This is a genomic window from Rhizobium sp. CB3171, assembly GCF_029714265.1.
Classification (GTDB): Bacteria; Pseudomonadota; Alphaproteobacteria; order Rhizobiales; family Rhizobiaceae; genus Rhizobium.
This window is the reverse complement of record NZ_CP121653.1, coordinates 1,197,407-1,222,400: the sequence shown is the minus strand read 5'-3', so window position 1 is coordinate 1,222,400 and position 24,994 is coordinate 1,197,407. Positions and strand designations below refer to the sequence as shown.

28 protein-coding genes are annotated in these 24,994 nt (G+C 60.0%); 10 read left to right on the top strand and 18 right to left on the bottom strand.

What is annotated here, in order from left to right:
- Positions 1 to 61 precede the first annotated feature (61 nt).
- The 6 genes from QA648_RS25060 to QA648_RS25035 all read right to left on the bottom strand — a co-directional run bounded on the left by QA648_RS25060 (position 62) and on the right by QA648_RS25035 (position 8,419).
- A complete protein-coding gene (locus QA648_RS25060; protein WP_283054122.1) occupies positions 62 to 3,700 on the bottom strand; it encodes a hydantoinase B/oxoprolinase family protein in 3,639 nt (1,212 codons plus the stop codon).
- 111 nt (positions 3,701 to 3,811) lie between these two features.
- Positions 3,812 to 4,528, bottom strand: a complete 717-nt coding sequence (locus tag QA648_RS25055) for an ABC transporter ATP-binding protein (RefSeq protein ID WP_283054121.1) — start codon at positions 4,526 to 4,528, stop codon at positions 3,812 to 3,814.
- Positions 4,509 to 5,273: an ABC transporter ATP-binding protein gene (locus QA648_RS25050; protein ID WP_283054120.1), complete on the bottom strand. Its 765-nt coding sequence runs from the start codon at positions 5,271 to 5,273 to the stop codon at positions 4,509 to 4,511. Before QA648_RS25050 ends, QA648_RS25055 begins: the two co-directional genes overlap by 20 nt.
- A complete protein-coding gene (locus QA648_RS25045; protein ID WP_283054119.1) occupies positions 5,270 to 6,274 on the bottom strand; it encodes a branched-chain amino acid ABC transporter permease in 1,005 nt (334 codons plus the stop codon). The genes QA648_RS25050 and QA648_RS25045 overlap by 4 nt, the downstream gene beginning before the upstream one ends.
- Before the next feature lies 1 nt (position 6,275).
- A complete protein-coding gene (locus QA648_RS25040; RefSeq protein ID WP_283054118.1) occupies positions 6,276 to 7,139 on the bottom strand; it encodes a branched-chain amino acid ABC transporter permease in 864 nt (287 codons plus the stop codon).
- A 107-nt stretch (positions 7,140 to 7,246) separates the two neighbouring features.
- Positions 7,247 to 8,419, bottom strand: coding sequence for an ABC transporter substrate-binding protein (locus tag QA648_RS25035; RefSeq protein ID WP_283054117.1), 1,173 nt, complete (start codon positions 8,417 to 8,419; stop codon positions 7,247 to 7,249).
- 219 nt (positions 8,420 to 8,638) lie between these two features.
- Here QA648_RS25035 and QA648_RS25030 point away from each other — a divergent pair, with 219 nt between their 5' ends.
- Complete coding sequence (locus QA648_RS25030) at positions 8,639 to 9,004, top strand: type II toxin-antitoxin system RelE/ParE family toxin (RefSeq protein ID WP_283054267.1); 366 nt, start codon at positions 8,639 to 8,641, stop codon at positions 9,002 to 9,004.
- Positions 8,988 to 9,311, top strand: coding sequence for a DNA-binding transcriptional regulator (locus QA648_RS25025; protein ID WP_283054116.1), 324 nt, complete (start codon positions 8,988 to 8,990; stop codon positions 9,309 to 9,311). The genes QA648_RS25030 and QA648_RS25025 overlap by 17 nt, the downstream gene beginning before the upstream one ends.
- On the opposite strand, the gene QA648_RS25020 is transcribed toward QA648_RS25025, so the two are convergent.
- The 5 genes from QA648_RS25020 to pcaD are packed head-to-tail and all read right to left on the bottom strand — an operon-like array spanning position 9,308 to position 12,938.
- Positions 9,308 to 10,357: a 3-carboxy-cis,cis-muconate cycloisomerase gene (locus tag QA648_RS25020; RefSeq protein WP_283054115.1), complete on the bottom strand. Its 1,050-nt coding sequence runs from the start codon at positions 10,355 to 10,357 to the stop codon at positions 9,308 to 9,310. The genes QA648_RS25025 and QA648_RS25020 overlap by 4 nt on opposite strands.
- A 3-nt stretch (positions 10,358 to 10,360) precedes the next feature.
- Positions 10,361 to 10,972: a protocatechuate 3,4-dioxygenase subunit alpha gene (gene pcaG / locus QA648_RS25015; RefSeq protein WP_199773659.1), complete on the bottom strand. Its 612-nt coding sequence runs from the start codon at positions 10,970 to 10,972 to the stop codon at positions 10,361 to 10,363.
- Between the two features lie 2 nt (positions 10,973 to 10,974).
- A complete protein-coding gene (gene pcaH, locus QA648_RS25010) occupies positions 10,975 to 11,724 on the bottom strand; it encodes a protocatechuate 3,4-dioxygenase subunit beta (RefSeq protein WP_104826692.1) in 750 nt (249 codons plus the stop codon).
- Positions 11,725 to 11,736: 12 nt separating this feature from the next.
- The gene (gene pcaC, locus QA648_RS25005; RefSeq protein WP_104826693.1) at positions 11,737 to 12,132 is read right to left on the bottom strand and encodes a 4-carboxymuconolactone decarboxylase; all 396 of its coding nucleotides are present in this window, start codon (positions 12,130 to 12,132) and stop codon (positions 11,737 to 11,739) included.
- Positions 12,129 to 12,938: a 3-oxoadipate enol-lactonase gene (gene pcaD / locus QA648_RS25000; RefSeq protein WP_283054114.1), complete on the bottom strand. Its 810-nt coding sequence runs from the start codon at positions 12,936 to 12,938 to the stop codon at positions 12,129 to 12,131. Before pcaD ends, pcaC begins: the two co-directional genes overlap by 4 nt.
- Positions 12,939 to 13,032: 94 nt before the next feature.
- On the opposite strand from pcaD, the gene pcaQ reads away from it, so the two are divergent.
- A complete protein-coding gene (gene pcaQ / locus QA648_RS24995) occupies positions 13,033 to 13,959 on the top strand; it encodes a pca operon transcription factor PcaQ (RefSeq protein WP_104827876.1) in 927 nt (308 codons plus the stop codon).
- Positions 13,960 to 13,965: 6 nt separating this feature from the next.
- Here pcaQ and pobA read toward each other — a convergent pair whose 3' ends face one another.
- Positions 13,966 to 15,138, bottom strand: coding sequence for a 4-hydroxybenzoate 3-monooxygenase (pobA, locus tag QA648_RS24990; protein WP_104826695.1), 1,173 nt, complete (start codon positions 15,136 to 15,138; stop codon positions 13,966 to 13,968).
- A gap of 114 nt (positions 15,139 to 15,252) precedes the next feature.
- On the opposite strand from pobA, the gene QA648_RS24985 reads away from it, so the two are divergent.
- A complete protein-coding gene (locus QA648_RS24985) occupies positions 15,253 to 16,140 on the top strand; it encodes a helix-turn-helix domain-containing protein (RefSeq protein WP_283054113.1) in 888 nt (295 codons plus the stop codon).
- A 60-nt stretch (positions 16,141 to 16,200) separates the two neighbouring features.
- On the opposite strand, the gene QA648_RS24980 is transcribed toward QA648_RS24985, so the two are convergent.
- Complete coding sequence (locus tag QA648_RS24980) at positions 16,201 to 16,956, bottom strand: IclR family transcriptional regulator C-terminal domain-containing protein (RefSeq protein ID WP_104826697.1); 756 nt, start codon at positions 16,954 to 16,956, stop codon at positions 16,201 to 16,203.
- A 130-nt stretch (positions 16,957 to 17,086) separates the two neighbouring features.
- Here QA648_RS24980 and QA648_RS24975 point away from each other — a divergent pair, with 130 nt between their 5' ends.
- From QA648_RS24975 to ligD, 5 genes are all read left to right on the top strand, one after another.
- Positions 17,087 to 17,938, top strand: coding sequence for a CoA transferase subunit A (locus QA648_RS24975; protein ID WP_283054112.1), 852 nt, complete (start codon positions 17,087 to 17,089; stop codon positions 17,936 to 17,938).
- A gap of 10 nt (positions 17,939 to 17,948) precedes the next feature.
- Positions 17,949 to 18,719, top strand: a complete 771-nt coding sequence (locus QA648_RS24970; RefSeq protein ID WP_104826699.1) for a CoA-transferase subunit beta — start codon at positions 17,949 to 17,951, stop codon at positions 18,717 to 18,719.
- A complete protein-coding gene (pcaF, locus tag QA648_RS24965) occupies positions 18,719 to 19,924 on the top strand; it encodes a 3-oxoadipyl-CoA thiolase (protein WP_283054111.1) in 1,206 nt (401 codons plus the stop codon). The genes QA648_RS24970 and pcaF overlap by 1 nt, the downstream gene beginning before the upstream one ends.
- Positions 19,925 to 20,079: 155 nt before the next feature.
- Positions 20,080 to 20,874, top strand: coding sequence for an SDR family oxidoreductase (locus QA648_RS24960; RefSeq protein ID WP_283054110.1), 795 nt, complete (start codon positions 20,080 to 20,082; stop codon positions 20,872 to 20,874).
- 100 nt (positions 20,875 to 20,974) lie between these two features.
- Positions 20,975 to 21,862, top strand: a complete 888-nt coding sequence (gene ligD / locus QA648_RS24955; RefSeq protein ID WP_283054109.1) for a non-homologous end-joining DNA ligase — start codon at positions 20,975 to 20,977, stop codon at positions 21,860 to 21,862.
- A 22-nt stretch (positions 21,863 to 21,884) separates the two neighbouring features.
- Here ligD and QA648_RS24950 read toward each other — a convergent pair whose 3' ends face one another.
- Complete coding sequence (locus QA648_RS24950; RefSeq protein WP_283054108.1) at positions 21,885 to 22,319, bottom strand: MarR family winged helix-turn-helix transcriptional regulator; 435 nt, start codon at positions 22,317 to 22,319, stop codon at positions 21,885 to 21,887.
- A gap of 91 nt (positions 22,320 to 22,410) precedes the next feature.
- Here QA648_RS24950 and QA648_RS24945 point away from each other — a divergent pair, with 91 nt between their 5' ends.
- A complete protein-coding gene (locus QA648_RS24945) occupies positions 22,411 to 22,887 on the top strand; it encodes a cupin domain-containing protein (RefSeq protein ID WP_283054107.1) in 477 nt (158 codons plus the stop codon).
- 86 nt (positions 22,888 to 22,973) lie between these two features.
- Here QA648_RS24945 and QA648_RS24940 read toward each other — a convergent pair whose 3' ends face one another.
- The 4 genes from QA648_RS24940 to QA648_RS24925 are packed head-to-tail and all read right to left on the bottom strand — an operon-like array spanning position 22,974 to position 24,949.
- Entirely contained in the window at positions 22,974 to 23,552 is a 579-nt protein-coding gene (locus QA648_RS24940) for an isoprenylcysteine carboxylmethyltransferase family protein (protein ID WP_283054106.1), read from the bottom strand.
- Positions 23,549 to 24,286: a glutathione S-transferase gene (locus tag QA648_RS24935; RefSeq protein ID WP_283054105.1), complete on the bottom strand. Its 738-nt coding sequence runs from the start codon at positions 24,284 to 24,286 to the stop codon at positions 23,549 to 23,551. Before QA648_RS24935 ends, QA648_RS24940 begins: the two co-directional genes overlap by 4 nt.
- A gap of 28 nt (positions 24,287 to 24,314) precedes the next feature.
- On the bottom strand, positions 24,315 to 24,605 hold the full coding sequence (locus tag QA648_RS24930; RefSeq protein ID WP_283054104.1) for a DUF3175 domain-containing protein: 291 nt from the start codon (positions 24,603 to 24,605) through the stop codon (positions 24,315 to 24,317).
- A 29-nt stretch (positions 24,606 to 24,634) separates the two neighbouring features.
- On the bottom strand, positions 24,635 to 24,949 hold the full coding sequence (locus QA648_RS24925; protein ID WP_104826708.1) for a plasmid stabilization protein: 315 nt from the start codon (positions 24,947 to 24,949) through the stop codon (positions 24,635 to 24,637).
- Between the last annotated feature and the right edge of the window lie 45 nt (positions 24,950 to 24,994).

Below are 24,994 nucleotides of genomic sequence, written 5' to 3'. Positions count from 1 at the left end.
TATGTGACAAAGGTATTTTGTCAACAAATTATCGATAAGATTCAATTGTTGGCAATCGTCTTTATGCCCCCGGTTTGCCGTAACCGCCGCCGGTCGGTGTGACGACGGTGAAAGCTTCGCCGGCGTCCAGCACCGTATGGGCGGCGCCTATCAACTCCTCGATTGTACCGTCGTTGCGCCGGACATAATTGCGGCCGGTCTGGCCCGGTTCGCCGCCCTTTGCGCCGAACGGCGCGACGCGGCGATGGCCGGAGAGTATCGCAAATTCCAGCTTCTCGCGGGTGCGGATGGTCCGTTGCGTGCCGTTGCCTGCGTTCCACTTGCCGCGTCCGCCGGAGTTCGGGCGAATGTGGAAATCCTCCAGCACGACGGGAAAACGGGTCTCGAGAATTTCAGGGTCGGTAAGGCGTGAATTGGTCATGTGCGTATGCACCGCATCGGCGCCGTTGAAGCCCGGACCGGCCGGCGCGCCGGAGCAGATCGTCTCGTAGTATTGATAAGCGTCATTACCAAAGGTGAGGTTGTTCATCGTCCCCTGTGCCGCGGCAAGCGTGCCGACGGCACCGAACAGGCAGTTGGTGACGGCCTGGCTGACTTCGACATTGCCGGCGACGACGGCGGCCGGATATTTCGGCGTCAGCATCGTACCGTCGGGGATGATGATCCCGACCGGCCTCAGGCAGCCGGCATTCATCGGGATATCGGCTTCGACCAGCACGCGGAAGACATAGAGCACGGCGGCACGGGTCACCGGCTGTGGTGCATTGAAATTGTCGGCGCGTTGCTCCGAGGTGCCGGTGAAATCCACCGTCGCCTCGCGCTTATCTCTGTCGATCGAAATCTTGACGACGATCTTGCAGCCCTGATCCATCTCGTAGCTGAACTCGCCATCCGGCAGGCGATCGAGAACGCGACGCACGCTTTCGGCCGCATTGTCCTGGACGTGGCCCATATAGGCATCGACCACCTCTTCGCCGAAGTGGACGATCATCTTTTTCAGCTCGGCGACGCCTTTCTCATTGGCGGCGACCTGCGCCTTCAGGTCGTTGACGTTCTGCGCCAGCGAGCGCACCGGATATCGGGCTCCGGTCAAAAGCTTCGCCAGCTCGTTTTCGCAGAAGCGGCCGCGATCGAGGAGCTTGAAATTGTCGATATAGACGCCTTCCTCTTCGATATGGGTGGCAAGGGGCGACATGGACCCGGGTGAGATGCCGCCGATATCGGCGTGATGGCCGCGGCTGGCGACCCAGAAACGAATCTCCTTACCGGCATCGTCGAAGACGGGCGTGCAGACAGTCAGGTCCGGCAGGTGGGTGCCGCCATTATAGGGCGCATTGATCAGGAAGACGTCGCCGGGATGAATGACCGGGTTTTCGCGGATGGCAGTCGCGACGGAGGCGTCCATGGAGCCGAGATGTACCGGCATGTGTGGTGCATTGGCAACGAGATTGCCCTCGGCATCGAAGACGGCACAGGAGAAGTCCAGCCTCTCCTTGATATTGACGGAATAAGCAGTGTTCTGCAGCGTCACGCCCATTTGCTCGGCGATGGACATGAAGAGATTGTTGAAGATCTCCAGCATCACCGGATCAGCCTTCGTGCCGATAGCCGTGCGTTGCGGCAAGGCCTTGATGCGGGTCAGAATGATGTGATCCTTCGCAGTCAACATCGCCTGCCAACCATCCTCGATGACAATGGTTTGGTTCGGCTCGATGATGATGGCCGGTCCGGTCACCGTCTGCCCGGGCAGGATCGCCTCGCGCAGTACGACGGCCGCGTCATGGCTTTCGCCCTGGGAATGGAAGGATGTGCGGCGAGTGGCATCGGCTTCGCCTTGACCTGCCTCTGTCCGCTCGGCGTCGACTTCGGCGGCTGCACCTCCGATCGTCTCGACTTCGACCGCCTCGATCACCAGCGGCTTATCCTCGGCGACGAAACCGAAGCGGCGCTTGTGCAGCACTTCGAATTCGCTGCGCAGTCGCGCAGAATTGTCGATCTCGGGGAAGGTGACCTCGACGGCCAGCATCGTATCCGTACCGGCATAGCGAATATGAGCGCGCTCGACGGTGCGGATATCGCCTGTGGCGACGCCCTGCGCCTGTAGCTCCGGCACGCATTCGCCCTGCAATTCTTTGCCCAATGCGGCGATGGCGGCCGGCGCGGTATCGTCAAGCGGCACGCCAAGCGCCTTCTGTCGCGTAGCCCTGATATCGGCAAGACCCATGCCATAGGCCGAGAGCAGGCCGGACATTGGATGTAGCAGAATGCTTTTCATGCCAAGCGCGCCGGCAACCAGGCAGGCATGTTGCCCGCCGGCGCCGCCGAAGCAGTTGAGGGCGTAGCGTGTCACGTCATAGCCGCGCTGCACCGAAATCTTCTTGATCGCCTCGACCATGTTGGCAACGGCGATGCGGATGAAGCCGTCAGCCACTTCTTCCGGGCTGCGGCCATCGCCGATCTCGGCGGCCAGTTCGGCGAACTTGCCGCGCACCGTTTCGACATCCAGGGGCTGGTCCTGGTTCGGCCCGAAGATCGCCGGGAAGAATTCCGGCAGCAGCTTACCGGTCATGACATTGGCATCGGTCACGGCCAAGGGGCCGCCATTGCGATAACAGGCGGGGCCGGGAAAAGCGCCGGCAGAATCCGGGCCGACGCGGAAACGGTCGCCATTAAAATGCAGGATCGAGCCGCCGCCGGCCGCCACCGTATGGATCAGCATCATCGGCGCGCGGACGCGGACACCGGCAACTTCCGTCTCGAAAGCGCGCTCATACTCGCCGTCGAAATGCGCCACATCCGTAGACGTGCCGCCCATATCGAAACCGATGACATTGGCGAACCCGGCCTGTTCGCCGGTCTTGGCAAGACCGACCACACCGCCGGCCGGGCCGGAGAGGATGGCATCCTTGCCCTGAAACATGTCTGCAGCGGTCAGCCCGCCGGACGACATCATGAACATGACGCGCGCGCCCGTGCGAGCAATATCAAGCTCTTCCGAGACTTGGCTAATGTAACGACCGAGCACTGGCGAGAGATAAGCATCCACCACGGTCGTATCACCACGACCGACCAGCTTGACTAGCGGCGAGACCTCATGGCTGACCGAGACCTGCTCGAAGCCGAGACGTCTTGCGATCCTGGCAACGGCTGCCTCATGCGCCGGAAATTTATAGGCATGCATGAAGACGATCGCAATGGCGCGATAGCCTTTGACGCGCAGATCGCGCAACGCCGCTTCCGCCGCCTGCTCGTTGAGGGCGAGCTCCACCGTGCCGTCGGCAAGCACGCGCTCCTCGATCTCCACCACATCATCGTAGAGCGCTTCGGGCTTGATGATTTCGGTTGCGAAGATCTTCTTGCGCTCCTGATAGCCGATGCGCAGCGCGTCACGGAACCCCCGCGTCGTCACGAGCGCCAGACGCTCGCCCTTGCGCTCCAGAAGCGCATTGGTGGCAACCGTCGTGCCCATGCGCACCTCGCCGATCAAGCCGGCGGGGATCGGCTCGCCATTCGTCAGGCCGAGATGTAGACGGATGCCGTAGACGGCGGCGTCGCGATAAGCCTCCGGATTTTCCGAAAGGACCTTCCGCGCGTGCAGTTCACCTACGGGATCGCGTCCGACGATATCGGTAAAAGTGCCACCGCGATCAATCCAGAAATCCCAATGACCCGCTACGCTGCCCGACAAGACCGCCTCCATCAAAACCGCCCGAATTTCGATTATAAAATATCGATAAATCGTCGATGTTTTATCGTCAACGATGAATCCGACTCAAAGCTGATTTGCTGGCGGCAATACCAGGGGGATTGTTTAGTGCAGGCCACCCACGCCAAGCAGGCGTTCAACGGCACTATGATCCTGGGAAAGGGCGTCGGGCGTTCCCTGCCAGGCTAGCCGTCCGCGCTCAAGGATGATCACCTGATCGGCGAAATCGAGTGCGCTCTGAATGCGCTGTTCGACCAGCAGGATGGTCATGTCGCCGGTCTTGGCGAGATTGGCGAAGGCGGCCATCAGTTCTTCGCAGATCACGGGCGCCAAACCCTCCAGTGGTTCGTCGAGGAGGAGCACGGAGGGGCGGCCAAGGATAGTCCGCGCCGTCGCCAACATCTGCTGTTCTCCGCCGGAGAGCTGGTTGCCGAGATTTCTGCGGCGTTCCTTGAGGCGTGGGAACATGTCGTAGGCTTCCTGCAAGGCGGTCTTCGGGCGACCCTTCAAACCGACAGAGAGGTTTTCCTCGACCGTCAGCGTCGGGAAGATGTCGCGCGTCTGTGGCACATAGCCGAGACCGTGATGCGCTCGTTTGGCACTCGGAAGGCCAGTCACGTCGGCCGCCCCCATCCAGATGCGGCCGTCATAGCGGCGCGTCTGGCCGGCGAGTGTTGCAAGCAGTGTCGTCTTGCCCATGCCGTTGCGGCCTAGCACGGCAAGCCGCGCACCGGCGGGAACGGAAAAGGAAACACCTTCGAGCACCCGCGTCGGCCCATAGCCGGCGCACAGATTTTCCACTTCAAGCGGCGTGGCCGGCATTGGCGTAGCTCCCCAGATAGGCCTCGCGTACCCGCGCATCCCTGGTGACGTCGGCGGGCGAGCCGTCGAAAATGATGGTGCCGGCGGCCAGTACGACAACACGTCTGGCGAAGCGGAAGACCAGATCCATGTCGTGCTCGATCATCAGCACGGCGAGATCGCCGGGCAGATCGGCCAGCGCCTGCTCGATGCGGCCGGTATCGCTCTGCGGGACCCCGGCGGCGGGCTCGTCGAGTAGCAGTACTTTCGGCTTCAACGCCATGGCAACGGCGATCTCCAAAAGCCGCTGCTGGCCATAGGCGATTTCCCTGGCCTTGCGATGCATGAGATCGCCGAGGCCCAACGTGCCGAGCAGATCGCTGGTCTCCGTCATAACGTCGCGCATGGCCAGGAAATTGCCGAACATACGGCCGGAGCGGCCGGAGCGCTGCAAAATGGCAAGACCGACATGCTCGGCCGGCGTCATGTCCTGAAAAAGCCGCGTTACCTGGAACGAGCGCACCAGCCCGCGCCGGACGCGGCCGATGGCGTCGACCTTTGTCACTGTCTCGCCGCCAAGACGGACGGCACCAGAATCTGGCCGCAGATTGCCGGTGACCAGATTGACGAAAGTGGTCTTGCCGGCACCGTTCGGTCCGATCAGCGCCACACGATCGCCCGGCGCCATCGACAGGCTGACATCGTTGGTCACAGTCAGTCCACCGAAAGCCTTGTTCAGATGATCAACCTCGAAAATCGCGCTCATGAACGCGCCTCCCGGCTGCGTGCGAGATAGCCTGCGGCCGTGCCATAGATGCCCTTCGGTGCAAACAGCACGACGACGATCAGCAGCAGGCCGACTATGGTCAGCCAATGGAAGGGATTGGCGGCCGAGACATAATCTTCGAACAGCATGAAGATCAGCGTGCCGGCGAGCGCCCCGAACAGGGAACCGGTGCCGCCGAGCACAAGCATGACCAGCGCCTCGGCCGATTGTGTGAAGGAGAGGCTGTCGAGGCCGACAACCTGAGTGGAGATTGCGTTCAGCGCGCCACCGACGCCGGCGACAGCGCCCGAGATGACATACATCTTGATCAGCGCCATCTTTGGCGAGGCGCCCATGGCGCGGATACGCAAGGGGTCTTCCTTGATACCGCGGCAGAGCATGCCGAAGGGTGAGCGCACGATAAAGCGCAGCAGGATCAATATGATCGATAAAAGTGCTACAGCATAGATATAAGCCGTATGCCCATAGAGATCGAATTCGAACAGGCCGAATAGCGGATCGGCGGAGATGCCGGAAAGTCCATCGCTGCCACCAGTCCAATCCGAGGCCTTATTGGCGAATTCGTGGAAGAGATAGATCAGCGCGATCGACAGCACGAGTTGCGGCAAGCCCTGTGCTCTGAGGATGACGATGCCACAGATCAATCCGGCGACCGCACCGCCGACGATGCCGGCAAGCGTCATGACCAGGGGATCGTTGATGCCGTAATGCGCCGATGCGATACCTGCGGCATAGGCGCCGGCCCCGAACAGGGCCGCATGACCGAGCGTCGCCACGCCACAATAACCGGTCACCAGATCAAGCGACAAAACCAGCAGGGCGATGGCAATCAACCGCGTCAGAAGCGCGAGATTGTCGGGAAACAACAGATAACCGGCTGCTGCCAACACGAGGATGATCGCTATGGCGACGGCATCGCGACTAAGTGCCCGGCGTTTGCTGGCGGCAGCGATGGCCGCGCTATCCATGGTCAGTGCCATATCACTTCGCCCTTCCGGCTAGGCCGCGTGGGAAGACACAGACGATGGCGATCACGGTGAGATAGAAGAAGAATTCGCCATATTCCGGCATCAGATAGCGGCCGGTCGTATCGATGCAGCCAAGGACGAGGCAGGCCAGCAGCGCCCCGGAAATGGAGCCGGCCCCGCCGACAGAAACGACCACGAGGAAGGTCACCATATAACGCAGGGCATAATAGGGCTCGACCGGCAACAGCTCGGCACCGACAACGCCGCCGAAAGCAGCAAGCCCGACGGCAATGGCGAAGCTGACGGCATAAACGATCTCCGTGCGTACACCGAGAGCTGCCGCCATCGAAGCGTTGTCGACGGAGGCGCGGAGTTTTACGCCGAACGAGGTCTTCTCGATCGTGTACCACAGCGCCAACGCGACGATCAGCCCGCAGACGATCGCGAAGAGACGATGCGTGCCGATGGTGCGGAAGCCGAGATTGACGGAACCCTGCAGCTCGTTCGGCAAGGGAATGGTCTTCAAAGTCGGCCCGAAGACATAGTTGGCGATACCGATGATGCAGAAGGTGATGCCGATGGTCATCAGCACCTGCGTCAATTCCGGCGCCCCATAGATGCGGCGGTAGAGCAGCCGCTCGATCGGGATGGAGATGATCACCGTGCCCACCACGGCAAGCAGCACCGCAGCCGCATAGCCGATGCCAAGATCACGCGCGGCATAGGAGGCGATGTAGCCACCGATCATGGCGAAGGCGCCGTGCGCCAGATTGACGACGCGCATCAACCCCATGGTGATGGAGAGGCCAATGGAAATCACGAACAGCACCATGCCGTAGGCGAGGGCATCCACTGCTATGCTAAGCACGGTTTGCATGATGCTGGTCCGACTACCTTTTCTGGTCCTGCCTTAATCCTTCTCCACCGGAGCGGACGCAAGCCGCCCGCTCCTGCGCAACCGGGAGAATGAAATGAAGGCAGACCTTATTTCGCTGCGGCAAGGCCCGGATCGCCTTGCTTTTCGAAGGTCTGGATTTCCTTGTTGATGTATGTGCCATCAGCCGTCTTGGCGACCTCGCGCAGATAGATATTCTGCGTGATATGGCGGCTCTCCGGATCGATGATGACCGGGCCGCGAGGGCTGACCCAGGAGAGCCCCTTCACCGCATCGACGGCCTTCTGGGCATCCTGCTTGCCGCCGGTCGCCTCGATCATCTTGTAGATGACATACATGCCGTCGAAGGCGCCGACGGCCGGGAAGGTGAGTTCGGCCGGATTGCCGATCGCCTTGCCCGCGGCAGCGACAAAGGCCTTGTTTTCCGGAGAGTCGTGCGAGATCGAATAGTGGAACGTTGTCTGCATGCCGAGCGCTGCATCGCCGAGTGCCGGCAGGTCGGATTCCTGCGTCAGGTCGCCGGGCGAAAACAGTTTGATGCCGGCGCCTTTCAGGTCGTTTTCGTTGTAGGCCTTGACGAAACCGAGCGTGGTCGGACCCGAGGGCAGAAAGGCAAAAACGCCCTGTGCGCCTGAATCCTTGATGCGCTGCATGATCGGGCTGAAATCATTTGTCGACAGCGGCATGCGGACAGCCTCGACAACCTGGCCGCCTGCCTTCTCGAAGCCTGCCTTGAAGGCATTTTCGGCATCGATGCCCGGACCGTAATCGCTGACGACGGAGATGACCTTATTGACGCCGCTGTCATGCGCAACCTTGGCGATCGGCGTCGAGGTCTGCCAGGTGGTGAAAGACGTGCGCACCACCAGCGGGCTCTTCGTGACGATCGCCGATGTCGCGGCGTTGAAGATCACCATCGGCACATTGGCTTGCTTGAGAATCGGCGTCACGGCCATGGCGTCCGGCGTGAAATAGAAGCCGGCGAGATACCGCACATGCTCCTTGACGACCAGTTCCTGCGCCGAGGATTTCGATTGTGCCGGATCGGCTTGCGGGACATCGCGATAGATCACTTCGATCTCGTTGTCGCCGACCTTATTGCCGTGCATTGCCATATAGGCGTCGATACCGGCCTTGAAGTTCTTACCCTGCAGGGCGAACGGGCCTGAAAAAGGACCGATGACGCCGATCTTGATCGTGTCTGCATAGGCCGCACTGCCCATGGCAATAGCCGCGATCGCGGCCAGAACGAACCGTCTCATATTTTCTCCTCCCGCAGCCAGCCTGCTCCCGGACCAGCTTGCCTTGATGAACCGCTTCAACTGCCAATCTGGCATGTGAAATGGTGATGTAAAATGAAATAAATGCTCGTATTCATAATTTATGAGTTATGTTTCTGGATGACGGAAAGCATAGGGCGAGAAGCGAAATTTTGAAATCGCTATTGTTGAATTCGGTAGGACCAGGTGCTACATAAATCCGTGATCGCCCGAGTATTCAAAACGAGTTGGTTCGGCAAGGCCGCGCGCAAAGCCCATATTTCGGATACCGAGCTTCTAAAGGCGATCAAACAAGTTGCCGAAGGCAAGGTCGATGATCTCGGAGGCGGTGTTTTCAAAAAGCGGTTGAACGACAATATGCATCGCTCGATCATATTGGCAAACGCTGGACGTTTTTGGGTCTACGAATATCTGTTCGCGAAACAGGATCGAGCAAACATCGAAAACGATGAATTGCTCAAATTTCGGAAGCTCGCCAAATCATATGCCAGCCTTTCCGAAGAGCAGCTTCAGCGTTTGGTGGAAATCGGACATTTTGTGGAGATCGGCAATGACAAAAACACGTAAATACAAAAGTGATGCCTTTGAGGCGATCCACACTTCCGCCGAAGCCCTCTACAAGGTTGGCGCGATTGACAAGGAAACATTGCGCTCCTTTGACGAGGATTGCCTTGTTGTTCCGCCAGCGCTCGAGCCAGCAGATATCAAAGCGCTACGCGAACAAAATCACGTCAGCCAACCGGTTTTCGCGCGCTATCTCAATACCAGCGAGTCGACCGTGCAGAAATGGGAAAGCGGCACTAAACGGCCGAGCGGTATGGCGCTGAAACTGCTGGCGATCGTGCAGAAACACGGCCTTGAGGTTCTGAGCTAAGCAGCCGCTCCCAATCGCCTCACGTTGCCGATCAGCTCCCGCGCCAATCGCAGCGATGCAGCCGTCGCCATCGCCATCGGCGGCAATAGCAGCCATTCGAGCGTCCAGGCGGCGCCCGAGCGTTCCTGCTCGTGCACGAGGGATTGATGGATGCCGGAAAGCTGAACGGCGTTGAAGCGGGCAAGCGATACGAGGACTTCGGCGGCGACCGGGTTCTGCTTGTGCGGCATGGCGGAAGAGCCGCCACCGCCGGCGAGCTCGATTTCGTCGCCGGCCTGTGCAAGGAGGGCGATATCCTGGCCGATCTTGCCGAGGCTGCCCGAAATCAGCGAGAACAGACCGGCGAGTTCAGCAACCCTTGCCCGCTGGCTCTGCCATTGCGGCTCGTCAGTGAGGTCAAGCTCCTGTGCCAGCGACGCTCGAACGTCCGCAGCTTTGGATCCGAGCTTGTCCAGCGTGCCGACCGCGCCGCCGAATTGGATTGGAAAGGTCTCCTGCGTCAGCCGATCGCGATATTTGTCCAGCGGATCGCGCCAGGCGCGCAGGCGGTCAGAGACAGTAATCGGAATAGCGGCCTGCATCCGGGTATGGCCCATCAGGCGGTTCGAACCATGCTGCTTGTCGAGTTTTTCAAGCGCCGCCGCAACGGCGAAGAGACGGCCGGCGAGCAGAAAGGCTACCGCCTTCAGACGGATCATCAAGCTGCTGTCGATGACATCCTGGCTGGTAGCGCCGAAATGCACATGCTGCCCGGCTTCGTCGCCGACTGCCTTGCGCAATTGCTTGATAAGATCCGGAACGACGACGCCATCCGTCGCCGTCGCGGATTTGAGGCTGAAAATATCGAGCTGGAAACTGGTAGAGATCTCGGCAATCCGCTGCGCCACCTCCTGCGGGACGATACCGTGCCGCGCCTCGGCTTTCGCGAGCGCCGCCTCAAAGGTAAGCATTGCCCGGATATCGGCTTCTGCCGAAAAGTAAGCGGAGACCTCCTCATCGCCGAGGAGGCCGGAGAGGAACGGGTGATCGAAGGCGGAAATACTCATGGCCTATATATCGAGGAAAACTGTTTCCTTGTCGCCCTGCAAATGCACGTCGAACGTATAGACCGATCCTTCCTTGCGGGCGATCAGGGTGGCGACGCGGTCGCGATGTTCGATGCGGGCAAGCAGGGGATCCTCCGCATTGGCCTCGGCCTCATCCGGAAAATACATGCGCGTATGCAATCCGATATTGATGCCACGTGCGACGATCCAGAGGGTGATATGCGGCGCCATCCGGCGTCCGTCCTTATAAGGAACGCGACCGGGCTTCACGGTTTCGAAGCGGAAAACGCCGTCTTCGGCGCTGGTCGGGCAGCGGCCCCAACCGGTGAAGTTCGGATCGGCCGTGCCGCGCATTTCAGCAGGGCTGTTATAGAGACCGGCACTGTCTGCCTGCCAGATCTCGACGACGGCATCCTTCACCGGCACACCGGCACCGTCTAGAATCCGGCCCTTGAGCGTGATGCGCTCTCCAAGCGTCTTGTCGTTGACCATGGATATGCCGAGGTCGGTGTCGTAGATACCACCGATCTCGCAATAGTTCGGCGTGAGGCCGATATGGACATAGGGACCGGCCGTCTGCGACGGCGTCTCCTTGAGGTAGCCGATTTGCTGCACCATCAGTTTCCCTCCAGCCGGTTTTCGAACAGGGTCGAGCGGCGGCCACGCAGTACGATATCGAATTTATAGGCGCGCGCATCCATCGGAATGGTGTTGCCCCAGTCAAGCGGAGCGATCAGTTGCTCGATAGCCGCCTTGTCAGGGATCGTGCCCACGATCGGACATTTCCAGATCATCGGGTCACCCTCGAAATACATCTGCGTGATCAGCCGCTGCGCAAAGCCGTGACCGAAGATCGAGAAATGAATATGCGCCGGCCGCCAGTCATTAACGCCGTTCGGCCAGGGGTAGGCCCCCGGCCGTACCGTTCGGAAGGCATAATGGCCCTCCTCGTCGGTGATGGCGCGGCCGCAGCCGCCGAAATTCGGATCGATAGCGGCAAGGTAGGTCTCTTTCTTGTGGCGATAACGCCCACCGGCATTGGCCTGCCAGAATTCCACCAGAACGCCAGGAACCGGCCGGCCCCGCTCATCCAGCACGCGGCCATGCACGATAATGCGCTCCCCGATCGCGCTTTCGCCCGGCTTGGCGAAGTTATGGATCAGGTCGTTGTCCAGTTCGCCGAGGATAGAATGCCCAAATACCGGCCCGGTGATTTCGGAGATCGTACCGTCCAGCGACAGCAGCGCCCGCTGCGGCGAGCGCAGAACCGAGGTCTTGTAGCCGGGTGTAAAGGCCGGTGGATGCCAGGCACGGTCGCGGGCGAAAAAAGCGCCGGTCTCCGGTTTGCTATTGGTCTTGTCGGACATGTCTGCCTCGTTTCAGGCCGCTTTCTCGGCGTCCATCTGTTCGAAAACCTGCTTGGCGATCTTGATCGCGTGATTGGCAGCCGGCACGCCGGCATAGATCGCCACATGCAACAATGCTTCGCAGACGTCGTCGCGCGTCGCGCCGGTATTGCTCGTGGCGCGAACATGCATCGCTACCTCTTCATCCTGGCCAAGCGCCGCCAAAAGCGCGATCGTCACGATCGAGCGCTCACGCTTGCTGAGCGTCGGGCGCGACCAAACGTGCCCCCAGGCAGCTTCCGTGATCAGGTCCTGGAATGGCCGGTCGAAATCCGTCGACCCCGACTGGGCGCGGTCGACATGGCTGTCGCCAAGAACGGCGCGTCGCGTCGCCATGCCCTGGAGGTAGCGCTCGGAGGGGTCATTCATGGGCCTTTTTCTCCATGCAAGGCAAAATCGGTGAAAGCGCGGATGACCGCGGTCAGGGCCTCGGGTTGCTCGATACAAGGGATGTGCCCTGCATCCTTGATCACCTCGTAACGCGCATTCGGAATGAGCTTGGCGGTCGACAGCACGAGTTCTGGCGGTGTCGAACCGTCCTGGTCGCCGACGATGCAGATGGTCGGTACCGCAATCTTCTTCGCCGCCTCGGTGAAGTCTGTGTCACGAAGAGCGGCGCAAGTGGCGACATAACCTTCCACCGGCTGGCGGATCAGCATGTTGCGATAACCGCCGAAAGCAGTGTTCTCGGGACGTCGAAAAGCGGGCGTGAACCAGAGTTCGAGCACGCCGTCGGCAATCGACTCGATGCCCTCGGCCTCGACCCTGGCGATGCGGTTGTTCCAACTCTCGACCGTACCGATCTTATGTGCCGTATCGCAAAGGATCAGCGCCCGCACCAAATCCGGCCGCCGCTGATAGAGCGATTGCGCAATCAGACCGCCGACCGAGAGGCCGCAGATGACGGCATCTTTCACCGCGAGCAGATCGAGCAGCCCTGCGAGATCGGTGGCGTGATCCTCCATCGTGTAGGGCATCTGGCCAAGATCGGACAGGCCATGGCCGCGTTTGTCATAGAGAACGATGGCAAAATCGCCTGCGAGCCGAACGATCACATCACGCCAGATCCGGAAATCCGTGCCGAGCGAATTGGCAAAGACAAGCACTGGCTTATCGCCGGCAGCGCCGATGATCTGATAGTGGATCGTGACATCATTGATACGGGCGAACTGCACTGGAAATCTCCTCTAACAACGAGATTGGAGGTTTAATCTGGTTAGGTAAAATGATATTTCTTGGCTTTTCAATAACCTATGAGTTATGAAAACCATGATCGACTCCCGCGTCAAATTCCGCCATCTCCAGACCTTTGTCGAGGTCGCGCGCCAGAAAAGCGTGATCAAGGCGGCCGAACTCCTGCATGTCAGCCAGCCCGCGGTGACCAAGACTATCCGCGAGCTGGAGGAGGCGCTGGGCGTCGCGGTTTTCGAGCGTGACGGGCGCGGCATCAAGATTACCCGTTACGGCGAAGTCTTCCTGCGCCATGCCGGGGCGGCGCTGACTGCGCTCAGACAGGGATTCGACTCCATTTCGCAGGAGCGCTCCGGCGAAGCGCCGCCGATCCGGATCGGTGCCTTGCCTACGGTCTCCACGCGGATCATGCCGCGGGCGATGGAGTTATTCCTGAAGGAGGAAACCTGGAGCCGCATCAAGATCGTCACCGGCGAAAACGCGGTGCTGCTGGAGCAACTCCGTGTCGGCGATCTCGATCTCGTCGTCGGCCGCCTGGCCGGTCCCGACAAGATGGCCGGCTTTTCCTTTGAGCATCTTTATTCCGAGCAGGTCGTCTTCGTGGTGCGGGCAGGGCACCCGCTGCTGGCGGTGAAACAATCGCTGTTTTCCAATCTCGGCAAATACACGGTCTTGATGCCGACGCGCGGCTCGATCATACGTCCCTTCGTCGAGAGTTTCTTGATCGCCAACGGCGTTGCCAGCCTGCCGAACCAGATCGAGACGGTATCGGATTCCTTCGGCCGCGCCTTTGTGCGATCGAGCGACGCCATCTGGATCATCTCCACCGGCGTCGTCGCCAGCGATGTCGAGGACGGTCTGCTCAGCCTGCTGCCGATCGATACCAGCGAGACCAGAGGCCCCGTCGGCCTCACCATGCGCACCGACGCCATCCCCACCATGCCGCTATCGATCCTGATGCAGACGATACGGGAAGCGGCGGCCGAGGTGGCAAAGAAGAGCTAGGCCGTATCAATAGGGCAGGCCGACATAATTCTCCGCCAGCACGGTCGAGGCAGCGCGGGAATGGGTGAGATAATCCAGTTCCGCCTCCTGTATTTTCTGGTCGAAATCGCTGGTGTCGGGAAAACGATGCATCACCGTCGTCATCCACCAGGAGAAGCGCACCGCCTTCCAGACGCGAGCGAGCGCATGGGCTGAATAAGCGTCCAGGCCGGTATTGGAGCGATCCTGATAATGTTCGGCAAGACCCGAGAAGAGATAATGCACATCGCTCGCCGCAAGGTTCAGGCCTTTGGCCCCGGTCGGTGGCACGATATGGGCCGCGTCGCCGACGAGGAACAGGCGACCGAAGCGCATAGGCTCGGCGACGAAGGAACGCAGCGGCGCGATCGATTTCTCAAATGAAGGCCCGGTGATCAGCGCCTCGGCATGATGCGTGGGCAGACGGTGGCGCAGTTCGTCCCAGAAACGGTCGTCGCTCCAGTTCTCGATTTTCTCATCCAGCGGACATTGTATGTAATAGCGGCTGCGCGTCATCGACCGCATGGAGCAGAGCGCAAATCCGCGCGGATGATTGGCATAGATCAGCTCGTGATTGACCGGCGGAACGTCGGCGAGCAGACCGAGCCAGCCGAAAGGATAGATTTTCTCGAAGCTGCGGATCGATTTCTCCGGAACCGATTTGCGACCCGCGCCATGAAAACCATCACAGCCAGCGATAAAATCGCAATCAATATGGTGGGTTACCCCATCTTTCTCGTAGGTGACATAAGGTGAGCTTCCGTCGAAATCATGCGGCTGAACATTGACGGCCTCGTAGATTGTTAAAGCGCCGCTCTGTTCGCGATGTGCCATCAAATCGCGGGTGAGTTCCGTCTGGCCGTAGACCGTGACGCGCTTGCCTCCGGTGAGATCATGGAGATCGATGCGATGATCGCGGCCGTCGAAGGCAAGTGAAAAGCCGTTATGCGGCAAGCCCTCAGCATGCAGACGCGCGCCGGATTTCGCCTTGTCCATCAGCCCTACCGTACCTTCTTCCAGGACGCCGGCGCGAACGCGTCCGAGGATATGGTCCTTGCCGACGCGATCGAGGATGACGTTGTCGATCCCGGCTTCCGTCAGCAATTGTCCCAAGAGCAGACCGGACGGACCTGAACCGATAATGGCGACCTGAGTGCGCATAATGTCCTCCCACGCTTCGTCTTTTTTCCCAATTCTGCGCGGCGGCGAGGGCGCCAACAATGGACATTTCACCCAAGTAATTGCACAAATCGAACATGATGGAGGGAGGTAGCTTTGTCGAAACCAGTGCCGACCTATGAACTCTACGGCGAAAATACGGGAAAAAAGCCGGATTTCTGGCTGCATTGCGAGACAATCCCATCGCGCAGCAGCCTGCATCATTGGGAGATCCGACCACATCGCCACGAAAGCTTCTTTCAGATCCTGTACATAGATGCCGGCTCTGGCGATGCGATCTTCGACGGCGAGAGCCACGCCATCATACCGCCCGCGGTCATCACCATCCCGGCGCGCCTCAATCATGGTTTCCGTTTTTCCAGGGATATCGACGGCTTGGTCATCACCGTGCTGATCTCGCATCTTAAGGCATCGCCGGGTGATCGCAGCCGGCTTGGCGAATGGCTGGCCGCGCCGCATCTGACGCGGCTCAATTTGAGCGATCCAGATGCGGCCTATGTCGCCGGAACCTTGAAGCGGCTCGGCGGCGAGTTCGCCAATCGCCGCAGCGGCCGCAACGACCTGCTCGAAGCCTATCTCACCTCGGCGCTGCTACTGACCGCTCGTCTTTCGCAGCAGGAAGGCGAAGGGCAGGGTGCGTCCGACGAAGGCGAACAACGGATGGAAAAACTAAACGGCCTCATCCAGCGGCATTTCCGCTCGCACGAACCCGCCGCCTTTTACGCCGAAGCGCTCGGTATCTCGCCGACACATCTGAACCGCATCGTGCGCCGCAAGACCGGCCATGGCGCCCATGAGCTCATCGCGCGCAAGCTGGTGGACGAGGCCAAGCGCGAATTGGTCTTTACCTTGGGCAGCGTGCAGGAGATCAGCTATCGCCTGGGCTTTACCGATCCCACCTATTTCTCGCGCTTCTTTGTCAAGCAAACCGGCCAGACACCCCGCGCATGGCGCATTGAGGAACGACAGAGGCTCGGAATGTGAGCAAGGCAATCGAAAATCGGAGTCCAATCACCCGCCCTCGTGCTTCGAGGGACGTGAAGGCTAACGCAGAACCAGCCGCAGCATCTTCTGCGTTTCCCGCAGCAGCGGCAGATAGCGCTCCGCCATCTCGGCAGCGGCAACATAGGCCGCCGGCGCGCCGATATTGATTGCCGCAACCGTCTGGCCGCGATCGTTCTCCACGGGAACGGCAATGGAGCAGAGGCCGATTTCCAGCTCCTGGTCAATGACGGCATAGCCCTGAGCCCGTACTTGGCGAAACTCGGCCATCAACACTTCCGGATCTGTCTTGGTATTCGGCGTGTTGGCCTTGATCTCCGTGCGGGCAAGCACGGCGCGCGCCTCATTTTCCGGCAAGGCGCCGAGCAAGACGCGGCCCATGGAGGCGCAATAGGCGGGCAGGCGGCTGCCGGGCGTGAGGTTGATCGACATCACCCGGCGTTGTGAGGCGCGGGCGATATAGACGATTTCTGTGCCGTCCAGCACCGAAGCGGAAGCGTTGTGACCGGCGCGCTCTGAAAGTTGATCGAGATAGGGCTGGATGATCGTCGGAAGCGGCGTCGCCGAAAGATAGGCATGGCCGAGCCGCAGGATTTTCGGCGTCAGCGCGAAGAATTTTCCGTCATAGTCGGCATAACCAAGTTCGGCGAGCGTCAGCAGCGAGCGGCGCACCGTTGCGCGATCGAGTCCGGTTAGCTTCGACGCCTCGGCGATCGATAGTCTCTGGCGCGTCTCGCCGAAGGCTTCGATTGTTTTCAATCCTTTGGCAAAGCCGCTTACGAAATCAGTTTCACGCATAGTCTTCCTCCAGGTAAGGGCATTTTGTGCGATATATGAACAAAAGTCAAATAACGCACAAATTATTTGACGTTGGTCGCCTGGAGGCGCTTATTGACGCCCATACCACATGACTATTTTGGGAGGCCTCATGGCGAAGATCGTATCGCTTTCGGAAGCGGTGGCGGAAAATGTGCGGGATGGGGATACCGTCGCCATGGAAGGGTTTACCCATCTCATCCCCTATGCCGCCGGGCACGAGGTCATCCGGCAGGGGAAGAAGGATCTTTACCTGATCCGCATGACGCCGGACATCCTCTACGACCAGTTGATCGGCGTCGGTGCCGCGCGCGGCATGAAATTTTCCTGGGGCGGCAATCCCGGCGTCGGCTCGCTGCATCGCTTCCGCGACGCCGTCGAGAACCAGTGGCCGCGGCCGTTGGAGATCGAGGAACATTCGCATGCGGCCATGGCAAACGCCTATGAGGCGGGGGCGGCGAACCTGCCCTTCGCCATGCTGCGCGGCTATATCGGCGCCGACCTGCCGAAGGTCAATCCGAACATCAAAAGCGTGACTTGCCCGTTCACCGGCGAAGTGCTGGCCGCTGTTCCCGCGATCCGGCCGGATGTCACGATCATCCACGCGCTGCGCGCCGACCGAAAGGGCAATGTCTTGCTCGAAGGTATTGTCGGCGTGCAGAAGGAAGCGGTGCTTGCTGCCAAACGGTCGATCGTCACGGTCGAAGAGATCGTCGACGAACTGAACCCGCCATCGCCGAATTCCGTCGTGCTGCCGACCTGGGCGGTAACCTCGGTTGCGCATGTGCCGGGCGGCGCCTTCCCCTCCTATGCGCAGGGCTATTATGCGCGCTCGAACGCCTTCTACATTGCTTGGGACGAAATCGCCCGCGACCGTGACAGCTTCCAGGCCTGGATCAGGGAGAATGTCATGGAAGCCAGGCCGGAAGATTTCGCCAAATATGCAAAAAAGAATGCAGCGTGAGGAGGCAGAGATGACCGATTTTACCCCCACGGAAATGATGACCATCGCCGCGGCGCGTGCACTCACCAATGATGACGTATGCTTCGTCGGCATCGGCGCGCCATCGGCAGCCTGCAACGTTGCGCGACTGACGCATGCGCCCGACATTACGCTTATCTATGAAAGCGGAACCGTCGGCACCAAGCCGGATGTGCTGCCACTCTCGATCGGAGACGGCGAGCTTTGCGATACCGCGCTCTTCACGGTCTCGGTGCCGGAGATGTTCCGTTACTGGTTGCAAGGCGGGCGGGTTACGACGGGCTTTCTCGGCGGCGCGCAGATCGACCGGTTTGCCAATCTGAATACCACGGTCGTCGGCCCTTATGATCATCCGAAGGTTCGCCTGCCGGGCGGCGGCGGCGCGCCGGAAATCGCCAGCAATTGCGGCCAGATCTTCATCACCATGGCGCTCTCCAAGCGTGGCTTCGTCGAAAAGCTGCCCTTCATCACCTCAATGGGCCACGGTGAAGGCGGCAACCATCGCGAACGGCTTGGCATGAAGACGAAAGGCCCGACTCGCGTTATCACCGATCTCTGCATTCTCGAGCCGGATCCGGTGACCAAGGAGTTGACCGTCGTGTCGATCCACAAGGGTGTCACCCGTGAGCAGATATCGGAGAATTGCGGCTGGGCGATCAAGTTTGCCGACGAGGTGATCGAGACGCCGGCGCCCACCGAAACCGAACTCTGCGTTCTGCGCGATATCAACGCACGCACCAAGAAAGCACATGAGGCAGCCTGATGACCGAAGCCTTTATCTGTGACTATATCCGCACGCCGATCGGCCGTTTCGGTGGTTCGCTTTCCTCCGTCCGCGCCGACGATCTCGGTGCAGTGCCGCTGAAGGCGCTGATCGCGCGCAACGGTTCGGTCGATTGGGAAGCGGTCGACGACGTGATCTACGGCTGCGCCAACCAGGCCGGCGAGGATAACAGAAACGTTGCCCGTATGGTGGCGCTGCTCGCCGGCCTGCCGGTTTCCGTTTCGGGCACGACGATCAACCGCCTTTGCGGCTCTGGCATGGACGCCGTTATCACCGCAGCACGCGCCATTCGCTCCGGCGAGGCGGAACTGATGATCGCCGGCGGCGTCGAGAGCATGTCACGCGCGCCCTTCGTCATTCCGAAGGCCGATAGCGCCTTTTCCCGCAATGCCGAAATCTACGACACCACCATCGGCTGGCGCTTTATCAATCCCATGATGAAAAAGCAGTATGGCGTTGATTCAATGCCGGAAACCGGTGAGAACGTTGCCGAGGACTATAAGGTCAGCCGCGAAGACCAGGACGCCTTCGCCGTCCGCTCACAGGCCAAGGCTGCGGCCGCGCAGGAAAATGGCCGGCTAGCCAAGGAGATCACGCCGGTAACGATCCCGCAGCGCAAGGGCGATGCGGTCGTCGTCGGCAAGGACGAACATCCGCGCGCAACGACGATGGAAGCGCTGGCAAAGCTTGGTACGCCCTTCAAGAAGGAGGGCGGCACAGTGACCGCCGGGAATGCCTCCGGCGTCAACGACGGTGCGGCAACTCTGATCATCGCTTCGGAGGCGGCGGCGAAGAAATACGGCCTGACGCCGATTGCCCGTATCCTCGGCGGGGCTGCCGCCGGCGTGCCGCCGCGCATCATGGGCATCGGCCCGGTGCCGGCATCCCGCAAGCTGATGGCCCGACTCGGCCTGAAACAGGAGCAATTCGACGTCATCGAACTCAACGAAGCCTTCGCCTCGCAAGGTCTTGCGGTACTGCGCGAGCTCGGCATTGCCGACGAGGACGCCCGCGTCAATCGCAACGGCGGCGCCATCTCGCTTGGCCATCCGCTCGGCATGTCCGGCGCTCGCATCACCGGCACGGCGGCGCTGGAATTGAAGGAGACCGGCGGACGCTATTCACTCTCGACCATGTGCATCGGTGTCGGCCAGGGCATCGCGATCGCGCTCGAGCGGGTCTGACGGCATCACAGGAATTTGACGGCGGGCGGGCGGGAGTTTCCCTGCCGCCCGCCTTTTGTTTGTGCTGCATGCATTGCCTGATCGCAATTCCGACTGATATTACCAATGCCAATTGCTTTAAGCTTTTACGTTTTTGACATTCAGGAGAAGCTGTCATGGCAGAACTTGCGCAATTACTCGCTTCCGTCCGCATTCCTGATCTCGCCGGCAAGCGGGTGTTGATAACCGGTGCATCGACCGGTATCGGCGCAGCTCTTGCCCGTGCTTTTGCCCAGCAGGGGATGAAGGTCGGCATCCATTTCAACGCCAGCCGTGAACCAGCCGAAAAGCTGGCAGCGGAGATCACCGCCGGCGGCGGCCATGTGCATCTGGTCCAGGGCGACGTCTCGCAGGATGGCGAGACCGAGCGCGTCGTCAATGAGACGGCGGAGGCATTCGGCGGCCTCGATGGCCTGGTGAACAACGCCGGCGGCATGCTCGGTCGTGTGCCGACCTCCGCAATGACCGATGAACATTACGAGCGCGTGATGAATCTCAACGCCCGCTCGGTCCTAGCCGCAACGCGCGCTGCCCATCCCTATCTCAAGAAACAGGGCGGTTTCATCATCAATACTACCTCGATTGCCGCCCGCAACGGCGGCGGCAACGGTGCGATCCTCTATGCCGCCTCCAAGGGCTTCGTTTCGACCATCACCCATGGCCATGCCAAGGAATTCGTCGCCGATAAGATCCGCGTTAATGCCGTGGCACCAGGCGTCATCGCCACGCCCTTCCATGAGCGCTACACCAACGATGAGCAGATGGAACTGCAGCGCAGGACCATCCCGATGGGCTTTGTCGGCACCTCGGAAGATTGCGTCGGCGCCTACCTCTTCCTCGCTTCACCGACCCTTTCCGGCTACATCACCGGGCAGGTCATCGAGGTCAACGGTGGCCAGTTGATGCCGTGAGGCAAGGGCCGGCAATCGACTTCCTGCAGCGGGGAGTAGAACCTATACCCGGCGCGGTCGTTTTAGGCGGCGTCGATATCCATGATGGAGCGTACGCGATATGGCAAAGACGCCCACACGAGACCTTGTAAAGACCTCCGTGCAATTGACGCATCCGGAGCGGATCTATTGGCCGGATGGCGGCGTCAGCAAACAGGATCTGGTCGATTATTACGCGCTTGCCTGGCCGCGCATGGCGCCTTTCGTCGTCGATCGGCCCTTGGCATTGCTGCGTTGCCCGGACGGCATAAAGGGTCCGCGGTTCTTTCAGAAGCATGCTTGGAAAGGCATCAATCCGCATATTGAGGAGATTGCCGATCCCGAGGACAAGGCCGGCGAAAAACTTTTGCGGATCAGGGATTTCGACGGCCTTGTTGCACTAGCCCAATCCGCATCCCTCGAAATCCACCCCTGGGGCACGACAACGGCGCATTGGGAAAAGCCGGACATGATCATCATGGACCTCGACCCCGGCGAGGATGTTGCCTGGAACGCGGTCATTGCGGCGGCTAAGGAAATCAAGGAACGGTTCCAGGCTTTGGGCCTTGCCTCCTTCGTCAAGACGTCCGGCGGCAAGGGATTGCATGTCGTCGCCCCTCTGAAACCGAAGGCTGCGTGGCCGGATGCCAAAGCCGCGGCGGAAGCGATCGCGGAGGGCATGAGCGCCGACAATCCCGAAAAATACCTCTCCGTTGCAGCGAAAGCGAAACGGGCCGGCCACATTTTCATCGACTATCTGCGCAATGGCCGCGGCAATACGGCCGTAGCAGCCTATTCGACCCGCGCAAGACCGGGAGCGGCGATTTCGATGCCACTTGCCTGGGACGAATTGACGGATCGCACCGGCCCGTCGTCATTCACGGTAAAAAATGCAGCCTCACGGCTCGGCGAACGCTCCGCCGATCCATGGGCCGATTTCTTCGAGGCGGCGGAACCACTGAGAAGCTAGAACGCGTTGCAAATGATTTGATCTAGCGCACCAGTGGACTGTCCCAGACGTCAAACAGTAGCGCCTTGAGTTCGGCGAAACGCTCCGGTCCGAGCTCGACGCGCCACTCGTCCTCAATGTCGCGCAATATGTCGACCATCTTCCCGAATGCAGCGTGTCCGCGTTCAGTAAAGCGGACGATGCGCGCGTTGCCTTCGCCTGGAACATCGGAGCGGACAATATAGCCGAAGCCCTCGAGGCTGCGGAGTAGCTGGTTGATGGCTTGTTTGCTCATGCCGGCGCGTTCGGCGATCGTACCCGGCCTTGCCCCGTCCGGTCCTGGAAATTGCAGAACCGCCATATGCGGCAGACGCAGTTCCTCAAAGCCGGTGGCGTTGAGCCCCTTAATCAACCGGCGCTGAATTGCCTGGGCCGGCACGCGTAGCAGGGCCCCTATCAGTATATCTTCGGTCTTCATCGGCAAGCTTTCGTGACTGTTGACATTGACGATCCGGTAAACTTCATTTACTTCTAGACGGTAAATTTAATTTACCGATGGGAGCTTTGCAATGCCACATGAAACCGTTAATCTCCGTGTCAATCCTTCCGACGAAACCATTGGTTCCAAAGGGTTCGCCGTTCGCTTCCTTGTGACTGCGGACAACTCGAACGACAGCATTGCGGCCTTCGAACTCATGGTCCCCGCCGCGCTGCGACTGCCGGCGCCGGCTCACAGCCACAATCACTACGAGGAGACGATCTACGGCCTCGAAGGGGTGCTGACCTGGACGGTGGATGAAAAGCAGATCGACGTCGGGCCGGGGCAGGTACTGTGCATTCCGCGCGGCGCCGTTCATCGGTTTGATAACAACGGCGGCCAGGACGTAAAGGCACTCTGTGTGGTCACACCGGCAGCGATCGGGCCGGAATATTTCCGCGAGGCTTTCGCGGTGCTCAACGCGGCCGCCGGAGGTCCGCCAGATCGGGCGAAAATGGCGGAAATCATGATCCGTCATGGTCTTACGCCAGCGGTGCCTCCGACATAGAAGCTAGTGGGGCGATACCGGATAGTCGAACCGCCTTTCAATAGGATCAAGGGGTGCCGGCATATCGCAACGCTTTACGACAAGTCCTACGCGACGAACGGCACCAGCGCTGGCGTCTCGGCCTTGTAGTCCGTATAGGCTTGGCCGAATGTCTCGCTCATCCAGCGCTCCTCGATGCGGACACGGCGCAGGACGGCGTACAACATGCATGCGATCGCGAGCATCGCGCCGATATGGCCGCGGGTGATTGCAGAGCCGATGACGGCAAGCAGCAGGCCGGAATAGATCGGATGGCGAACGATGGCGTAGGGGCCGGTGCGGATGAGCGCATGATCTTCCTTGACGGTGATCACGCCACTCCAATTACGGCCGAGGTGATAGCGCGCCCAGACGGCGAAGGCGAGGCCGATGACGGTCAGAGCCGCGCCGATGCCGTAATAGATCAGATCTTGCGGGAGGAGCCGGAAGGACAGGAGGCCGAGCCAAGATGGCGGCGCCGCCAGCAAAAAAGCGCCGATCCAGATAGGTGCCGTGTTTGATAGCCGTGACAACGGATCTTCGCTCCGCGTCGTCTTCTTGACGCGGAACGATGCAACAAACCAAATTACTGCCCAAATGCCCCAGCAGACCGGCAGGAACCGAGCCAACAAAGCTGCTTCGCTCATGCCGCATTTTTATCCAATTCGGGATAGTGCCGGAAGATGCCGTCTTCATTAAAAGGAATGCGGCGCTCAGATTTGAGATAGCGGGCGATGTTCGGCCGTTCAGCGACGGCATCATGCAGAGCCGCTAGGTGCGGATATTGAGTGCTCAGTTGCGACGTCGCGCGGGGAAAGGCGTAACGCAATCCTTCGAACATCTGGAATAGAGACAGATCGAGATAGGTCAGCCGATCGCCGAATACATGCGCCGGCCCGTGCGGATTTTGCCGCAGAACGCGTTCGAAATAGCCAAGGAATTTCGGCATGCGGTTATCGATGAACTCGGCAGCGCGGGCCTTGGCCTCCTCCTTCTGCTCCTCATAATATTTTGAGGTGGCGATCGGATGGTGCGTATCGTGCACTTCGGCAACAAGATCGGTGATCGTCAGTTGCAATCCGTTTACGACATGGCGCGCGGCTGGATCCTCAGGTGTGAGCCCAAGTTTCGGACCGAGATACATCAGGATATTGGCGACATGGGAGATGATGAGATCGCCGTCTTTCAGGAAAGGAGGGGCAAGCGGTATATGCGCCTCGGATTTGCTCTTCATCACCGCCATCATCGCGTGAATGCCTTGGCCTTCGCTCGCAGGACCCCGGCAGATGTCGATATAGTCGGCGCCGGCCTCTTCGAGCGCCAAGCGCACAAACTCGCCACGGCCTTGGATGCCGTCCCAGTAGTAAAGCTCATAGGGCATTCAAGAATCCTTCCGTCCCGTTGCAGGTCTATTTCGGTTCGCGGCCAAAATCCTTGCGCAACTCATCCTTGGCGGCTTCGAGCGTCTGTTTCTGCCGCTTGCTGAGATGGCTGCCGGCGCGATTGATATAGAAATTTAGCATCGACATAGCGGAACGGAAGGGGCTGGACTTGCGGCGATCGCTCGCCTCTGCGGAATGCTTGAGAGAGTCGGCAATGGCCTTGGGATCGCGCGATTTGAAGACGCCGTCTTTCAAGTCCAAGGCGTCGCTGTTCTCGGTCACGTCATGTGACCAATTCTTCTTTTGGGATCGGACCATAGCAGGGCTCCTTCCTCAAGAATTTGACGTTAGTGATGAGCGCGGTGCTCGTTGCGTTTGCGCGTTGCAGCGGCCTTCTTTGCCGATGCGGAACGTTCGCTCGCAGAGCGGCTCGCTGATGCCTTGCCGCCGATGCGTCCGCCCTTTTCAGAGGATGCGTGGCTTTCGCTATGGCCTCGGCCGGAGCCGGATTTTTTACCGCCGCCGCTTTCCTTGTTTACGGTCGCCCAGGCACGACGTTCGGCTTCTTCATCGGAAACGCCACGGCTTTCGTAGCTTTCCTCGATATGTTCAGCCTTGCGCTTCTGCTTGTCGGTATATGCGGATTTGTCTCCTCGGGGCATGATGTTTCTCCTTGCTGCCTATGAGAAAACCAACCCAACGCCACG

Coding starts and splice junctions, on each gene's coding strand:
- QA648_RS24935 (WP_283054105.1), bottom strand. CDS start 24,286: ATGCCCTATGAGCTTTACTACTGGGACGGCATCCAAGGCCGTGGCGAG.
- QA648_RS25020 (WP_283054115.1), bottom strand. CDS start 10,357: ATGAGTATTTCCGCCTTCGATCACCCGTTCCTCTCCGGCCTCCTCGGC.
- pcaF (WP_283054111.1), top strand. CDS start 18,719: ATGACCGAAGCCTTTATCTGTGACTATATCCGCACGCCGATCGGCCGT.
- QA648_RS24970 (WP_104826699.1), top strand. CDS start 17,949: ATGACCGATTTTACCCCCACGGAAATGATGACCATCGCCGCGGCGCGT.
- QA648_RS25060 (WP_283054122.1), bottom strand. CDS start 3,700: ATGGAGGCGGTCTTGTCGGGCAGCGTAGCGGGTCATTGGGATTTCTGG.
- QA648_RS24950 (WP_283054108.1), bottom strand. CDS start 22,319: ATGAAGACCGAAGATATACTGATAGGGGCCCTGCTACGCGTGCCGGCC.
- QA648_RS24925 (WP_104826708.1), bottom strand. CDS start 24,949: ATGCCCCGAGGAGACAAATCCGCATATACCGACAAGCAGAAGCGCAAG.
- QA648_RS24940 (WP_283054106.1), bottom strand. CDS start 23,552: ATGAGCGAAGCAGCTTTGTTGGCTCGGTTCCTGCCGGTCTGCTGGGGC.
- pcaQ (WP_104827876.1), top strand. CDS start 13,033: ATGATCGACTCCCGCGTCAAATTCCGCCATCTCCAGACCTTTGTCGAG.
- QA648_RS24945 (WP_283054107.1), top strand. CDS start 22,411: ATGCCACATGAAACCGTTAATCTCCGTGTCAATCCTTCCGACGAAACC.
- QA648_RS25045 (WP_283054119.1), bottom strand. CDS start 6,274: ATGGCACTGACCATGGATAGCGCGGCCATCGCTGCCGCCAGCAAACGC.
- QA648_RS25055 (WP_283054121.1), bottom strand. CDS start 4,528: ATGCCGGCCACGCCGCTTGAAGTGGAAAATCTGTGCGCCGGCTATGGG.
- QA648_RS24960 (WP_283054110.1), top strand. CDS start 20,080: ATGGCAGAACTTGCGCAATTACTCGCTTCCGTCCGCATTCCTGATCTC.
- pobA (WP_104826695.1), bottom strand. CDS start 15,138: ATGCGCACTCAGGTCGCCATTATCGGTTCAGGTCCGTCCGGTCTGCTC.
- pcaC (WP_104826693.1), bottom strand. CDS start 12,132: ATGAATGACCCCTCCGAGCGCTACCTCCAGGGCATGGCGACGCGACGC.
- pcaH (WP_104826692.1), bottom strand. CDS start 11,724: ATGTCCGACAAGACCAATAGCAAACCGGAGACCGGCGCTTTTTTCGCC.
- QA648_RS25025 (WP_283054116.1), top strand. CDS start 8,988: ATGACAAAAACACGTAAATACAAAAGTGATGCCTTTGAGGCGATCCAC.
- ligD (WP_283054109.1), top strand. CDS start 20,975: ATGGCAAAGACGCCCACACGAGACCTTGTAAAGACCTCCGTGCAATTG.
- QA648_RS25050 (WP_283054120.1), bottom strand. CDS start 5,273: ATGAGCGCGATTTTCGAGGTTGATCATCTGAACAAGGCTTTCGGTGGA.
- QA648_RS25040 (WP_283054118.1), bottom strand. CDS start 7,139: ATGCAAACCGTGCTTAGCATAGCAGTGGATGCCCTCGCCTACGGCATG.
- QA648_RS24930 (WP_283054104.1), bottom strand. CDS start 24,605: ATGGTCCGATCCCAAAAGAAGAATTGGTCACATGACGTGACCGAGAAC.
- QA648_RS25035 (WP_283054117.1), bottom strand. CDS start 8,419: ATGAGACGGTTCGTTCTGGCCGCGATCGCGGCTATTGCCATGGGCAGT.
- QA648_RS24975 (WP_283054112.1), top strand. CDS start 17,087: ATGGCGAAGATCGTATCGCTTTCGGAAGCGGTGGCGGAAAATGTGCGG.
- QA648_RS24980 (WP_104826697.1), bottom strand. CDS start 16,956: ATGCGTGAAACTGATTTCGTAAGCGGCTTTGCCAAAGGATTGAAAACA.